11 protein-coding genes are annotated in these 15086 nt (G+C 40.5%); 8 read left to right on the top strand and 3 right to left on the bottom strand.

The features are described 5' to 3' along the window. Positions 1–264 precede the first annotated feature (264 nt). Positions 265–2832 carry an HAD-IC family P-type ATPase gene (locus tag ACYSNQ_RS06265; protein WP_426082077.1) on the bottom strand — a complete coding sequence of 856 codons (2568 nt, stop codon included), beginning with the start codon at positions 2830–2832 and terminating at the stop codon, positions 265–267. 409 nt (positions 2833–3241) lie between these two features. After that, positions 3242–4138 carry a LysR family transcriptional regulator gene (locus ACYSNQ_RS06260; protein WP_426082010.1) on the bottom strand — a complete coding sequence of 299 codons (897 nt, stop codon included), beginning with the start codon at positions 4136–4138 and terminating at the stop codon, positions 3242–3244. A gap of 130 nt (positions 4139–4268) precedes the next feature. Between ACYSNQ_RS06260 and ACYSNQ_RS06255 the strand changes: the two genes are divergently transcribed. From ACYSNQ_RS06255 to aroD, 5 genes are all read left to right on the top strand, one after another. Then, entirely contained in the window at positions 4269–5540 is a 1272-nt protein-coding gene (locus ACYSNQ_RS06255; protein WP_426082009.1) for an MFS transporter, read from the top strand. A gap of 254 nt (positions 5541–5794) precedes the next feature. After that, on the top strand, positions 5795–7846 hold the full coding sequence (locus ACYSNQ_RS06250) for an oxidoreductase (RefSeq protein WP_426082008.1): 2052 nt from the start codon (positions 5795–5797) through the stop codon (positions 7844–7846). 69 nt (positions 7847–7915) lie between these two features. Beyond that, positions 7916–8794: a shikimate dehydrogenase gene (locus ACYSNQ_RS06245; RefSeq protein ID WP_426082007.1), complete on the top strand. Its 879-nt coding sequence runs from the start codon at positions 7916–7918 to the stop codon at positions 8792–8794. Positions 8795–8805: 11 nt separating this feature from the next. After that, a complete protein-coding gene (locus tag ACYSNQ_RS06240; protein WP_426082006.1) occupies positions 8806–10047 on the top strand; it encodes an MFS transporter in 1242 nt (413 codons plus the stop codon). Positions 10048–10074: 27 nt separating this feature from the next. Then, complete coding sequence (aroD, locus tag ACYSNQ_RS06235; RefSeq protein WP_426082005.1) at positions 10075–10830, top strand: type I 3-dehydroquinate dehydratase; 756 nt, start codon at positions 10075–10077, stop codon at positions 10828–10830. Positions 10831–10979: 149 nt separating this feature from the next. Here the strand turns inward: aroD and ACYSNQ_RS06230 are convergent, their stop codons facing one another. Further along, positions 10980–12899, bottom strand: a complete 1920-nt coding sequence (locus ACYSNQ_RS06230; protein ID WP_426082004.1) for a BglG family transcription antiterminator — start codon at positions 12897–12899, stop codon at positions 10980–10982. 189 nt (positions 12900–13088) lie between these two features. On the opposite strand from ACYSNQ_RS06230, the gene ACYSNQ_RS06225 reads away from it, so the two are divergent. The 3 genes from ACYSNQ_RS06225 to ACYSNQ_RS06215 are packed head-to-tail and all read left to right on the top strand — an operon-like array spanning position 13089 to position 15079. Next, positions 13089–13403 carry a PTS sugar transporter subunit IIB gene (locus ACYSNQ_RS06225; protein WP_426082003.1) on the top strand — a complete coding sequence of 105 codons (315 nt, stop codon included), beginning with the start codon at positions 13089–13091 and terminating at the stop codon, positions 13401–13403. Positions 13404–13427: 24 nt separating this feature from the next. Beyond that, positions 13428–14714: a PTS sugar transporter subunit IIC gene (locus tag ACYSNQ_RS06220; RefSeq protein WP_426082002.1), complete on the top strand. Its 1287-nt coding sequence runs from the start codon at positions 13428–13430 to the stop codon at positions 14712–14714. Positions 14715–14734: 20 nt separating this feature from the next. Next, positions 14735–15079: a PTS lactose/cellobiose transporter subunit IIA gene (locus ACYSNQ_RS06215; RefSeq protein ID WP_426082001.1), complete on the top strand. Its 345-nt coding sequence runs from the start codon at positions 14735–14737 to the stop codon at positions 15077–15079. Positions 15080–15086 lie beyond the last annotated feature (7 nt).

Here is a 15086-nt window from a genome sequence, read left to right as displayed (position 1 = left end):
TTTAGCAAAAATTTGTGGCGCACCAGGTAGGAAGCCGTCAACATCGAATGGTTTACCTTCATGTTGACTGTCATTTTCGTAATTTCCTGCTTATTGCTTTGAATCACTGTGATTACTTCCTACGTAAGTAGAACAGATGCTGAAAAGTACCTACCTGGTGCTTGAAGCTAACCATTTCTGTCTCAAACTCTTTCCTTTATTAAAGGGAAGTGCTGAATATATCAAGTTCTTTTCTACAAGGATGTACTATCTTATTCTGAATGACTATACGACTGCTTCCTTCCTTTTCTTCTTCGCTATTTTCTTAGAAACAAACTTTTCTGCTTCAACTATCAGGAAAATGCCGATAGTGTTTAGTAGAATTGGCAGGTGCTGAGTGAGGGTCAAGCTAGTTGTGCCTAGTATTTGCTGAGCCATTGGTAAGAGCAGCACGGCACCTTGTAAGAATGCTAAACAGCCAAGAGAGATAAAAAGGGCCCTGTTTTTGAAGAGGCTTTTATTAAGAGACGGGTCAAGCAGCTCCCGACAGTTAATCATGTAAAAGGCCTGTGCCAGAACGATGTTTTGCAGAAGCATGGTCTGCTGAACAGCCAGACTATCTGCTTGCATAGCTAACAGATACGCCGGCACTGTGATGAGCAGAGAAACATATACAATACGGAATAGGCTGTAGACTGAAAGAATTTGCTCCTTTGGATTTCTTGGCATCCGCTTCATGATTTGCTCATGTGCCGGCTCAAAACCTAGTGCGTATGAAAGTGTAATGGTAGTTACCATATTTACCCATAAAATCTGTACTGGTGTCAATGGCAGCGGCCGATTAGCCATTAAGGCAAAAATGACGATTAATCCTTGTGCTAAAGCTGTTGGCAGGAAGAAATTGATGGTCTTCTTTAGATTATCAAAAATCCGTCTGCCTTCCTTAACAGCCCGTGTGATTGTCGCAAAGTTATCATCGGCCAGCACCATATCTGCTGCTTGTTTACTTACTTCGCTGCCTTTGATTCCCATAGCAATACCAATATCTGCCTTTTTTAAAGCAGGGGCATCATTGACGCCATCACCTGTCATACCAACTACTTCGCCGTTTTTCTGTAGGGCAGTAACGATTCTCAGCTTATGCTCGGGTGTTGTCCGGGCGAAAATATCGATTGCTGTGGCTTGCTTCTGAAGCTCTTCATCGGTCAGGTGATCAATGTCCCTGCCTTCCAAAACATGCGAGGTGTGACGCAGTCCAATCTGTTTGCCGATGGCTTGAGCGGTATCTTTGTGGTCACCAGTAATCATTTTTACAGAGATACCCGCCTGCAGGCTTTCTCTGACAGCCTGTACGGCTGACTCCTTCGGTGGATCAATAATTCCAGTTAAGCCAGCCATCGTCAGATTTTCCAGGCTTTCGTGGGAAAGCTCCTCATTCACTGGAAGATATTTTACAGCTAAGCCAAGAACCCGGCGGCCATTTTGAGCCATCTCCGCAGCTTCTTTTTCCCAGTAGCTTTTTTCTGAAGGGGTTAATTCCGCTTTTTGAAGAAGAACCTCTGGTGCGCCTTTGATATAAATAACATGGTTTTCTGTTGATGCTTCATGCAGGGTGGCCATGTACTTGTAGGAAGAACTAAAGGGAATTTTATCCAGCTTCGCCAGTAAAGGAGCTGAAAAGCTGTCTGCATATTTCAGTAAAGCCAGCTCTGTAGGATTGCCGCTCAACTCTTCAATGGTTTGCTCCTCATTGAGCTTTAGCTCCTGACAGTTGTTCATAATAGCAGCCAGCTGAGCTTCCGCCTGTGTTTTTTCCATATCTTTGGGCAATACCAGGTCAACGACGGTCATTTCATTTTTGGTTAGTGTTCCTGTTTTATCTGAGCAGATGACCGTCATCGCACCGAGTGTTTCTACAGCAGGCATACTTTTAACAATTGCTTTTTCCTGTGCCATTTCCTTGACGCCCATGGAAAGAATCATGGTAAGAACTGCCGGCAGACCTTCAGGAATGACTGCAACGATCAGGGCAATACTGGCGGAGAGAATCAGGTTCAAATCCATTCCGTATCTAAAGGTTGTAAAGAATACCAGAAATAAGATAAAGAAAATCAAGCCTTTAAAAATCTGTTTGTTCAGCTGATTCATTTTTCTAATTAGTGGTGTGGTCTGCTTTTGTACGGATTGTAGTGCAGCATTAATTTGACCAATCTCAGTTTTATCGCCAGTCTCTACTACGATACCTTTACCTGAACCAGCTTGAACGAGTGTGCCTGAAAAAGCCAGATTACTTCTGTCTCCTAAAGGCGTATCTGCTGGTAATTCCTCGGTTTGTTTTTCTACTGGTAAAGATTCACCAGTTAAGGCAGATTCCTCGATGATTAGCTCATGGGTTTCCAGAATACGGATATCTGCCGGGACGACATCTCCAGCATGGAGCAGAACAATATCCCCTGTAACTAATTGAGTAGAAGGAATGGTTTGTCGGCCTCCTTCGGACAATACGACGGCCTCTTGTCCCATCATTTGCTTTAAACCGTTCAAGGATTCCTCTGCCTTTCTTTCCTGAAAATAGCCGATTAAGCCGTTGATAACAACTACTGCAAGGATGATGCCCATTTCTGCATAGCTGCCGGTTATTCCCTTGAGAAAAGCAGCGCCCATTAAGACCAGCATCAGTAAATCGGTAAAATGCTTTCCGACTTTCTGCCAGGTCTTCAGCTGATTCTTTTCACTAAGAATATTTTCCCCTTCCTGCTGCAGCTTGTGTTGCCTTTGCTGCTTCGTAAGACCTGTGGTTGCTGCGTTTAATTCTTGTGTCGTTTTTTCTATTGTAAGATTATGCCATTTCATCATTTGTTCCCCCCTATAATTTTATATAGTCTGCCTACTTATTCTATCTAGGAAGCATAGCTTTGCTGTCCGATATAGAAAAATAGAAGTGTATTTGATTTGTTTAACAGAAACTATAGTTGTAGTATACGGGGATTATGTCTATTTTTTAGGTCAGCTTTTTCAGAGAGGTATGAAAAAATCTGTTTGGCTTAATAAAATGGTGAGAGGGCGGCTGTAAGAAGCGTAGGTAAGACGAACAGGAGTGGGACATAAAAATCTTCAACTTTTTCTACTCCTAAAACCTGAATAAACGGTAGTCTCAAAGCTGTCTCTTTGAAAATAAGCCGGACTACACTGAAAATGTGTATGGAACCATTTTTAGTGTAGTCCGGCTTATTTCTTGAAGCAAAACACTTTTAGCTCAGCTTTAATTTTCTATAAGATATTGAGCGGATTGCTGGCAGTAATCATAGAAGCGCTGGACTGCCGGTGTCATCTTACGGTCTTTTTTTGTAGCAAGATAAATATAGCGCGGCAGCAGTGTATCTGAAATCTGTAATTTTTTGACTGGGTAGGCTGAGATTGAAGGAATATCCGGCATAATAGCAATACCATAATCACAGCCGACAAATCCCAGAATACTATGGTCTTCCTCCGCTTCGAAAACAATCTTCGGTTTGATTTGCTGGGCTGCCAACACCTCGTCAATATAAGGGCGGATGCCGCTTTGCTTATTATAGTAGATGAAGGCTTCTTGTGTTAGGACCTTTAAGGAAACCTCATCTTTATCTGCGAGAGGATGTTTATTTGGAACGACAACGACAATTTCCTGCTGGACCAGACGGTTGAATTGTATTGATGGATCTTCAGCGACCTTGGAGCAGATGGCAATGTCAATCTCATCTATTTTCAACAGTTCCAGAATATCAAGAGAGTTTCCCTGAGAAAAGTTGAACTGAATTTTGTGGTTTTCTTCTATACTTAGAAAATCCTTGGTCAGCTGAGGAGCTAAAATAGACCCCATCGTATAAATAAAGCCCAGCTGAATATGTCCTGTCTGAGGATCCACCATTTCCTGAATGAGGCGTTTTCCTGTATAGAGTTGTTGGAGTCCGGAAACTGCATGTTGATAAAACAGCTTCCCGTATCTTGTAAGGTAGATGTTGCGGCCCTTTTTTTCAAAAAGCTTTGCGCCAAGCTCTTCTTCCAGCATGGAAATGGCGTGGCTGATGTTTGGCTGTGAGGTATTTAACTGTTCAGCAGTTAGGCGCATATGCTCTGATTCAGCAAGAGCGATGAAGTATTCAAGATGTCTCAGATTCATAATTGGATCACTTCCTATGTAATGATAAATGAAGTTTATCATTTGCTGGTCAAAAAAGCATTAGTATTTTTCAAAAAAATGGGTTATCCTATGTAATAAAAAGGAATTGAAAAAGAAAGTGGGATATAAAGTGAAAAACATCACAAAAGGAAGGGCTATAAACGGGAAACACCGGTACTTGCCGCTGGTTGCAGGCTTGTATTTTAATTATATTTTTCAGGGAATGGCAGCGATTATCATTTCCCAGAATATGTCAGCACTGGCGAAGCAATGGCAGGCTTCCACTGCTCAGGTAACCTTAGTTATCAGTGCCATTGGACTGGGCAGAATTATCAGCTTATATTTCTCTGGTTATTTTTCTGACCGCTTTGGACGTAAAAAAACAGTGATGATTGCGATTTTCTCATATTTTATTTTCTTTTCCGGTATGCTGCTGAGCACAAATTATCAAACTGCGATGGTCATTGCCTTGTTTGGCGGCTTCAGCAATGCCTTTTTGGACACTAGTACCTATCCAACACTGGTAGAGTCTTACCCCAGCGAGAAAGACAACAGCTCATTAAGCGTGTTGAATAAAGCCTTTATTTCGTTGGGACAGTTTCTGCTGCCGCTGATGACTAGAGTCATCATTACTGAGGAGCTTTATTACGGCTGGCCGTTTGTTTTATGTATTGTTTGTTTATTCTTAAATGTTATTTTCTTATGGTTTCAAGCATTTCCCCCATTGTCTACTATTGATTTGTCAAAACAAAAAGACGAGGAAACACTGGTGGAGGCACAGCAGCTCTGTACCTCAAAAGCCAGTTTTAAAATTGATGGGGTTGCATTGATGGCCTTCTCTTTTGTGTCCGTTTCAATGTTTAATATTTTTATCCTGTGGATTCCAACCTTTGCTGAGCAAACAGGAATTGCTAATCAGCAGGACAGTCTGACTTTTGTTAGTATCTACAGTATCGGTTCCTTTGTCTCCGTTTTTTTAACCTCTGCAATTGTTAAAAAGGGGGTTAATATTGCCGCTTTAATGGTTTTTTGTACAGGGATTACCGCTTTAGCGCTTATTTACATGAATCTATATCCAAGCTTTATTGTTGTTGTAATTGCCGCTCTCTGTGTAGGTGTTTTCGCTGCAGGAGGTATCTGGCAGCTAGGGCTAGCGCTGATTTTAGAATTTTTTCCGCAGAAAAAAGGAAGGATTACCAGCTTATACTCCTTGGCAACTTCGGTTTCCGTAATGATTACGCCCTACCTAACTGGAGTGATGGCAGAGAAGGATATTCAGCTAGTCTTCTGGTACGATGCCGTCCTGACGTTAATCGGATTGGGGGCAACAATAGTGATTGCTGTTCGGTATAAAGCGATGAATAAGGAAGGTCAGGTATTACAGATAAAGGTAAGTGAATAACTGAGGCGGATGTGATAGAGCTGTTCCGCCTTATGCCTCAAAACTACTTCTTTAGAAAGTAAGGTAGTTTTGGGTACACTGTATATTCAAGTTTTAAAGGAGGAGGCATGTGAATGTCACTTCTTTTTTTTGATTATTGATAAAAAAAATTGATTAATTATCAGGAAATAAAGTATTAGTTTTTATGGAATAGCTGTATTAAACTATAGGTGACTAGATTGTGAAACAATGAATTTGAAGAAAGAAGGACAACTATGGATAAGTATCAAGCAATTTTTGAACCGTTGACGATTCGGCGTCTGACATTAAAAAATCGAGTGATTATGCCGCCTATGGGGACGAATTTTGCCAACATGGACGGAACCTTTAATAAAGAACACTTATCATACTACGAACAAAGAGCCAAGGGCGGCACAGGGATGATTACGCTAGAAAATGTCTGTGTTGACTATCCAATGGGAACAAATGGAACTTCCCAGCTTCGAATTGATAATGACCAGTACATACCAGGTTTATGGAAGTTTAATGAAACGATGCATGCCTATGGCGCTGCTACCTCTGTTCAGATTAATCATGCCGGAGCTTCAGCATATGGGCTGCGTCTGAATGGCGTACAGGCTGTATCCTCCTCCAATGTTCCAAGTAAAACAGGTAATCCGGCGCCAAGACCGCTAACCGAAGAGGAAATTTATACCATTATAGATAAATACGCCGAAGCAGCTGCAAGAGCACAGAAAGCTGGCTTTGACTGTGTGGAGATTCATGCCGGACATTCTTATCTGTTGAGTCAGTTTTTGTCTCCTTTGTACAATAAACGTACAGATCAATTCGGCGGCACAGCAGAAAATCGGGCGCGATTTGCCAAGCTGGCTGTCGAGGCTGTCCGCAAAGCTGTAGGGCCCTTCTTCCCAATTTCGCTGCGCTTTAGTGCAGACGAGCTTTTAAAGGGCGGCAATACACTAGAGGATTCTATTGACATTTTAAACTATTTTGTTGATGACGTAGACATTTTAAATGTTTCTGCTGCTTTAAACGATAATTTACAGTACCAGATTGATAAGATGAATCTTGAAGACGGCTGGCGTTCTTATATGGCAAAGGCAGTGAAAGAGCGCTATCCTGAAAAGATTATTGTAACCTCTGGTAATATTCGCAGCCCGAAGCGGGCGGCAGAAATACTGGAAAATGGCGACGCTGACTTATTGGCAATGGGCCGAGGGCTGATTGCTGAGCCAAACTGGATTAGCAAGGTTGAAAGCGGTCAGGAGCACTTGTTAAGAAAATGTATTTCCTGCAACATCGGGTGTGCGGATCACCGCATCAATAAATCCCGTCCTATCCGCTGTACCATTAACCCTGACCTTTACTATGAAGATCAGTACAAGGAACAGCCGATAGAAAATCCAATGAAAATGGTTGTCATTGGCGGCGGTACAGCTGGCTTGGAAGCAGCGGCTACAGCTGCCGAGATTGGTGTGGAAGTCGAACTGTATGAGCAAAAAAGCTATTTAGGTGGTTTAGGGCATGAAATTGCACGTTTCCCTGACAAAAAACGAATTGATGATTTTATTATCTATTTGAAAAACCGCTGTGCGGAGCTGGATAACCTAACCATTCATTTGAATCACCGTTTTACGATGGAGGATATCCATGGAAGCAATCCAGATGTTATTGTAAATGCCACTGGTGCAACGCCATTGCTTCCGCCGATTAATGGACTGCATGAAGTGTTAGCGGACGAGAGCCGTCAGGTCTTTTCCATTTTCGATTTATTGAATAATATGGATAACTTTCAGGAATTTGAAGGCAAAGAAGTAGTTGTGATTGGCGGCGGAGCTGTTGGACTGGACGTGGTTGAGTACTATGCAGAACGCGGCGCTAAAAAGGTGAGTATCGTAGAGATGCAGCCGGAACTGGGCAAAGATCTTGATTTGATTACAAAGCTGGCGATGATGGAAATTGTTAGAGACTATGATGTTCAGGTTTATACATCAACGAAGCTTACTCAGGTAAGCAAAGATCATTTCACAGTAGAGCTGCCGAATGGTGAGATAAAAGAATTATTCTTTGATTTAGGTTTTGTTTGTCTGGGGATGCGGGCAGAAGCGCCGCTGCTGCCGGAGCTGCAGCAATATGCACTGGAAAATGAAACAGAATTAGTTAATATCGGCGATAGCAAGGTAGCAAGACGAATCATGGAAGGAACCAGAGAAGCCCGTGATATCTTAAAAACAATTGAAAAAGCAGAACGCAGAATGAGTAGAAGCTCAGCTGCAAACAAGGAACAGACATTTCACGTAGTCTAGGAATATACTGTCAGCAGTCAGCAACACTGCTGGCAGTTAAAAAATAAAACAACAAGTGAGGAACTGAGCATGACAGAAAGATTGGATGGACATACCTTATTAATTAGCTTAATCGCAACACCTATCAGACACAGCTTGTCTCCAACAATGCATAATGAAGCTTTTGCTAAGCTAGGTTTGGATTACGCGTATCTGGCGTTTGAAGTCGGCAATGAAGAGCTGAAGGATGCAGTACAGGGAATTCGGGCACTAGGAATTCGCGGTTCAAACGTTTCTATGCCAAACAAACAGGCAATTATCCCTTATCTGGATGAGCTGTCTCCTGCAGCTAAGCTGTGTGGAGCGGTCAATACCGTTGTGAATAAGGATGGCAAAGGCCATCTGGTCGGGCATATTACCGACGGTACAGGTGCGATGCGTTCATTGAAAGAAGAAGGTGTAGAGGTAAAAGACCAGATTGTAACGATGACAGGAGCTGGTGGGGCAGGAACAGCAATTGCTATTCAGGCAGCACTTGATGGCGTGAAGGAGCTGCGTATTTTCAATATTGAAGATGCTGCCTTTGAAAATGCCAAAGAAACGGTCAAAAAAATCAACGAAAATACTGATTGTGTTGCAACCTTAACCTCTCTAAAGAATCAGGCAGCATTTAAACAATCAATTGCTGAAAGTGCAATTTATATCGATGGAACAGGCGTAGGAATGAAGCCGTTGGAAAAGGAAAGCCTAATTAATGATCCAGAAATGATTCATGAAAATTTGGTCGTTTTCGATGTGGTTTATATTCCGAAAGAGACAAAATTATTAAAATTTGCCAAAGATAATGGCGCGAAAAAAGTAATCAATGGTTTGGGTATGATGCTGTATCAAGGGGCAGAGGCCTTCAAACTATTTACAGGAGAAGACATGCCTGTCGATTATATTAGAGAGTTATTATTTAAGGACTAAGGAGAGAAAAGATGAAAAACAAATATATGCCTACAGCGGTTGCTCTTTATATCAACTACATCGTCCACGGGATGGGTGTTTTGATTATCATGCAGAACAAGGATGCCTTGGCCGCTCAGTGGAATACCAATGTTGAAGGAGTATCCAGTGTTGTAGCAATGTTAGGGATTGGCCGTCTAGTCGCTATTTTGATCTCCGGCTGGCTGTCGGACAAGTTTGGCCGTAAACCGTTTGTGTACTTGGGGATGCTGGTTTATGTTCTGTTCTTTGTTGGCATACTATTCAGCCCAAGCGTACTAGTTGCAATGATTTTTGGTGTAGTAGCCGGAATCGCCAACTCTTGTCTGGATTCTGGTACGTATCCTGCGCTGATGGAATCCTTTCCTAAAACAGCTGGAACTGCCAATGTTCTGATTAAAGCGGCTGTTCAGATTGGTCAGTTTGCACTGCCGTTTATTATTGCTTTCTTAGGCAGCAGCGGCTTATGGTTTGGCTGGTCCTTTATCGTTTGTATTCTATTATTGGCACTGAACGCAGTGTTCCTGCTGAAATTACCATTTCCAGATGCTGATAATAAAGCAGAAGGTACTGCTAAACCAGAACCGGTTACTGCTACAAAATTCAAAAGTAAACCGAATATGAAAATTGAAGGTGTAGCGTTTGTTATTTACGGATTTATTTCTCAGGCAACGTTTTATCTGATTAGCCAGTATATTTCACTATATGGTGAAGAGGTGGCGTCGATGTCTGAAAATGCAGCGAAATTATTAGTCTCTTATTATTCTACAGGTTCTCTAGTATGTGTGGCGGTTACAGCTGTTGTTGCGGCTAAGGTTCGCCCAGTCAATCTAGTCCTGCCGTATACACTGATGTCGTTTCTTTCAATCACAGCTATGTGGCTGTTTCCTTCGCCAATGGTTCTAACAGTAGGGGCTGTCTTTGTCGGCTTCTTTGCAGCGGGCGGCGTTATGCAGCTGGGACTAACTGTTATGGGGGAAATGTTCCCAGCTGGTAAAGGAACAATTACTGGAATTTTCTACACATTTGGAAGTATTGCTTCTTTTGCGATTCCAGTAGCTGCCGGAAGAATTGCCAGCAGTAATCCGCGGGGAATTATGCTATTTGATACGATTATTGCCGGGATTGGATTTTTACTTGCAATCGTCATCTTTATCCGTTATCGTCAAACTATTGATACCAGCAGTACAGGTGCAGAGTTGTCAGCTGGTCAAACAAATGCAGAAGTGAATTAACACTGTTGTAGAAAGGAGCATTTACGTATGCAGACAGTAAAAGTAGGAAATGTGGTTATTGGTGAAGGTACTCCTAAAATAATTGTTCCTCTTGTTGGAAAAACAAAAGAAGAGATTATTCATGAAGCAAAACAGGTAGCAGCGCTGGATTGCGACATTGTTGAGTGGCGTATTGATTTTTATGAAGAAGTAACAGAAGCCGGGAAAGCAGCGCAGCTGTCAAAAGAAGTACACAGTCTATTAAATAAACCGTTATTAATTACTTTCCGTACAAAAAAAGAAGGCGGCGAGCTGGAATTGCCAGAGGCAGATTACTTTACTATTTATACGAACATACTTGAACAGGGGCAAGCAGACTTGCTGGATGTGGAGCTGTTCATGCCAGAGCGTGAAGTTGAAAACATAATTGATAAAGCACACAAGCAAGGCGTGAGGGTTGTGATGTGTAACCATGACTTCGATGCTACGCCAGAGAAAGCAGAGATTGTCAAACGTTTAAGAGCAATGCAGGATAAGGGAGCAGATATCTGTAAAATTGCAGTGATGCCCCAAACATCAGCAGATGTTCTAACCTTATTAGCAGCAACAGAAGAAATGAAGCGTTTATACTCTGATCGTCCGCTGATTACGATGTCAATGGGTGCTTTAGGAATGGTCAGCCGCGTATCTGGTCAGGTGTTTGGCTCGGATGCAACTTTTGGTGCAGCGGCGAAGGCATCAGCACCAGGGCAGGTACCGGTTAATCAACTAGCAGCAACTTTAGAGGTATTAAAAATAAAATAATTATCAGCAGTTAAATAAGATGTGGAGTCATCTGAGGCATTGAGAAGAAATAAGAAAAGTTATGCTATTTTTAGCGAACCTATCTTTTTGTTATAAAGCTACTTATGAAATGCTGTTCATTTCGCTTTAAGGGGGAAGACATAGAAATGTCACCCCCCTTTTTTTGCTTTGGATTGAATGAATAATCGAAATTCCTCAAAACTCTTTACGGAACGAAGCTCTGAGTAAACTTCAGGATAGTCGAAAAGTGATACTAGTGCTTCATAAATATCTGTAAAGCATTGCCTATCCAAGTCGTTGATAGCTGCCAGTAATATCACAAATACTTTGTGTCCATTCCAATTAATCCCATTTGGATTAATTAAAACAGCAATAGTTGTTTTTGCTGCATCCATATAAACTGAATGAGGAATAGCAATTGAGTCAAAAGCAGTAGAAGAAGCATTTTCTCTTTCCAAAACGTGAGGGTAAAACTCTTCTGTAACAATTCCTTCTGTTTCAAGAGAAAGACACATCTGCTTAATCAATGCAGCCGGCTGCTCTGCATTAGAATCAGTAAAAAAGAATTTTTTACTAAAGTAGGCATCAAAATTTTTGCTTAGAATTTGTTTTTTTTGATTTAATCGTATAGTTGCGATTTCGCTAATAAGCATGAGCCGTTGTTCTTCCGTGTAAAATGGAGAAATATTTAGTATTTTATAATTTCCGGTTTTTGGAACAGGCACTGTTGTAATTAGTAAATCAAAAGTGAGTGTCTCGCTTTCAGAGAGCTGAGAAACAACAGCTAGAATATTTAAATCATTACCAAAATGCTGTGAAAGCCTGCTATAGAGCTTTTCATCAAGCTTCATGTATTTAGGACATAAAACAACAGTCCTTATCTTTGAAAAATTCCGTTTTTGTCCTTCTAATTCTGCACCAATATGCAAAGCGATATAGGCGCTTTCGTCCTCTGTAATTTTGATATCAAAATGTTCGCTTAGCTGTAGAGAAATAAATATAGCAATATCATACACAATCGGATAATCCTTTTTTAATGATTCCAACATCGGATTTTTTAGGAACGAATCTTGTTTTGCTCTTGAGAATAAACCACTTAAATGTAGTGCAAACGGAACAATAAAACTTTCGCTACTTAAGTTGATGCCAAAAGTTTGATGGACATTATGAAGGATTGTATTCATCGCAGTTAGTATATCGGCGCCGGCAATCTGCTCCAGCTCTTTAATGTTGTTCGATGGAATGTAGTTGGCATTTGCTTGAAAAAGCATGTGTATTTCTTCTTTTTCCAGTTCATTCAACTGCAAATCAAAGGAGTTTTCCAGCTCTTCAATGAGACAGGTAACAAGCTGTGCTTTATCTTGCCTCAGCCATGAGCTGAACCAGTCTCTGGAAACCAAAGATTTTCCGTTTCGAACGGATTCTATCAGAATCAGCAGATGGAGCATCAAATTCATGAAGGAAAAATCATTTAGATGGTAGTTAGATTCCTTCATGGTAGCTTGGATAATAATAGATAGCTTAACCACATCTTCTGGAGCAAAATTCTGCTTTAAAATCTCCTGATTCATAAAATGATAAGGCATCTCTTCAAAAATAATATATGATATTAACCGCCGCTTCTCTTTTTCTTCCCCACTGATTTGAATCAAATCATTTTTTATCGCGAACCGTACATTATATTTTTCAAAAGACTTGTTCATCCGTGAAATATCCCCTTTTAAAGTGGAATAGCTGACATATAATTCTTCTGTTAAATCAAATGTATCCAGCTGCTGATGATCAATTAGGATTTTTTTTATAATATAGAAGGCTCTCTCTTTATAAGTTTGGGGCAAATTCCCTGTATCTTTTTTTTTGTTAAGCAGCTGTCGGGCGTAATCGCGGTTTACTGTATAGCCAAGATTTGACGAAAAAATCAACGGTTGACTGCCAGTATGATTTAGCTCAGAAACATAATTTTTGACTGTCCGTATAGAAACATCTAAAACATTCGCCAAAACTCTGGAGGATGTAGGTTGCTTTTGTTGAAGTAAAAAAGTTAAAAGTTGTTCCTGCTTTTTTTTCATTTGGGACAGTCCCTTTCTGATAAGTATCTTTAATTTAGTATAGCTGTTATGAAAGCGATTTTAAATAGAAATTTGCACTAGGGGAGTGCAAATGTTCAGTTGAGAAAAAGCCGGAAAAAAGAAATAATCGAGGTACAGAAAAGCAGCTGGTCAAAACGGAAAGCTGCTGAAAAATGGGAGGTATTAATTATGGAAACAATCAATATGATGCTTTGCTGTGGTGCGGGAATGTCAAGTGGTTTTTTGGCACAAAAAACGAGGAAAGCTGCCAAAAAAAGAGGGATATCTGGAACTATTGAAGCACGAAGTGAAAGTGAAATCGCTCAATATTTAGATTCTATTGACATTTTATTATTAGGTCCACATTACGCAGCATTCAAAGAAGAAATGACAGAGCAGGCAGCGCCTTACAATGTTGTGGTCGATGTTATTCCCCAAGATATTTACGGTATGCTGGACGGTGATGGGCTAATCGACTTTGCTATTCAGAAGTTAAAGGGCTGATTTTTTAGAAAAGGAGGAGCAATAATGAAAAAATTTATGGATTGGCTGGCAAATTCTTTTGCACCGAAAGCCAAGGTTCTAACACAAAAGCCTGCTGTCGCTGGACTTTCCAGTGCAATGCAAAAGTTAATTCCGTTCATCATGACTGGATCAATCGTATTTTTCTACAATGTTTTCCGTTCATACATTCAAGAACTGCCTGATCTTGGAAACATATCAAATTATTCTTTTGGAATGATTGGATTAATTGCAGCTTTTATGGTAGCAAATCAATACATGGAAAAATTCAAGCATCCCGGGTATTCAATTACTGCTGGAATTGTTTCAATTTGTTCTCTGATGATGAGTCTCCATCCAATTGCATCAGAAGAAGGAGTTTATGATATGGGACGCATTGGTCCTACTGGTATTTTAATTGGTGTGATTACCGGGGCGGTTGTCAGTGTCATTTTTCATTTTTACAGCAAGTTAAAGCTATTTCAAAACAGCGAGCTTCCGGACTTTATTATTGAATGGATTAATAACATCATTCCCATTTTTTTGAGCTTAGCATTGTGGTCAACACTCATATTTGGAATGAAAATTGATATTTTCCAAGTAATTTTAAGCTTGTTTGAACCGATACAGAACTTTGGACAATCTCTTCCGGGGCTGATTCTTTTAGTATTGATACCAGCATTTTTCTATTCTATGGGGATTTCTACATGGTTATGGTCAGCAATTCAAAACCCAATTTTTATAGCTGGGATTGCGGCTAACACATTAGCTGTTCAGCAAGGAAATAGCCCGCTAAATATAGTGACAAATGAGACAGTTTACAGTATTGGTCTGATTATGATGGGCGGGACTGGAGCGACCCTTACTTTGAATTTGTTAATGTGTTTTTCCAAAGCAAAAAAATTAAAAACCCTTGGACGTATCTGTATTGGTCCATCTCTATTTAATATCAATGAACCTATTGCTTTCAGTACACCAATCGTTATGAATCCTTTATTGATGATGCCAATGTGGATTAATTCAATTGTGGGAAGCTGCGTCGTTTGGTTTGCAATGAGAGGCGGTCTGCTCAATATCCCGTCTGAATTGATGCAGCTTGCACAAATTCCAGCACCGGTTTCTAGTGTAATTTTAACTAAGGATTTTCGAGCTGTTATTTGGTATATAGTACTGTTCCTAATTTATTTAGCCATTTGGTATCCATTCTTCAAAGTATATGAGAAAGAATTACTGGCAGAAGAGGTAAAAGCTGAGAAAGAAGCAATAAAGGAACAGACACAGGAAGTGACTGCTGGTGCAGAAGTAATTTCGTAAAATTGATGAGGTGAAAGTAGATGGAACATAAAAAACAAGTTGAAGAAGAAAATGAATTGATTTCAGTAGCTATGCAGATTATTCTACATGCAGGAAATGGTCGGACAAAGGCACAGGAAGCAGTGCAATGTGCGAAACAGAAAGATTTTGTCGGTGCAAGAGCTTGTTTGACTGAAGCAAAGAAGAATATCGTGTTGGCTCATCAATCGCAAACGGCAGTGATTCAAAATGAAGCAGCGGGTAAGAGTTATGAACCGTGTCTCTTATTCACTCATGCACAGGATCATCTTATGACTATTTCCAGCGAGGTGACAATGACTCGTGAATTGATTGATCTTTTTGAAATAGTAATAGAACATGAGTAGCTATAGT

It is taken from the genome of Enterococcus sp. LJL51 (assembly GCF_054871795.1).
The sequence above is the reverse complement of the archived record's forward strand: the minus strand, read 5'-3'. Positions and strand labels throughout refer to the sequence as shown.

Bases quoted from the DNA above. Each gene is read 5' to 3' on its own strand.
- aroD (WP_426082005.1), top strand. From the start codon at position 10,075: ATGCAGACAGTAAAAGTAGGAAATGTGGTTATTGGTGAAGGTACTCCT.
- ACYSNQ_RS06225 (WP_426082003.1), top strand. From the start codon at position 13,089: ATGGAAACAATCAATATGATGCTTTGCTGTGGTGCGGGAATGTCAAGT.
- ACYSNQ_RS06230 (WP_426082004.1), bottom strand. From the start codon at position 12,899: ATGAAAAAAAAGCAGGAACAACTTTTAACTTTTTTACTTCAACAAAAG.
- ACYSNQ_RS06240 (WP_426082006.1), top strand. From the start codon at position 8,806: ATGAAAAACAAATATATGCCTACAGCGGTTGCTCTTTATATCAACTAC.
- ACYSNQ_RS06250 (WP_426082008.1), top strand. From the start codon at position 5,795: ATGGATAAGTATCAAGCAATTTTTGAACCGTTGACGATTCGGCGTCTG.
- ACYSNQ_RS06265 (WP_426082077.1), bottom strand. From the start codon at position 2,832: ATGAAATGGCATAATCTTACAATAGAAAAAACGACACAAGAATTAAAC.
- ACYSNQ_RS06220 (WP_426082002.1), top strand. From the start codon at position 13,428: ATGAAAAAATTTATGGATTGGCTGGCAAATTCTTTTGCACCGAAAGCC.
- ACYSNQ_RS06215 (WP_426082001.1), top strand. From the start codon at position 14,735: ATGGAACATAAAAAACAAGTTGAAGAAGAAAATGAATTGATTTCAGTA.
- ACYSNQ_RS06260 (WP_426082010.1), bottom strand. From the start codon at position 4,138: ATGAATCTGAGACATCTTGAATACTTCATCGCTCTTGCTGAATCAGAG.
- ACYSNQ_RS06245 (WP_426082007.1), top strand. From the start codon at position 7,916: ATGACAGAAAGATTGGATGGACATACCTTATTAATTAGCTTAATCGCA.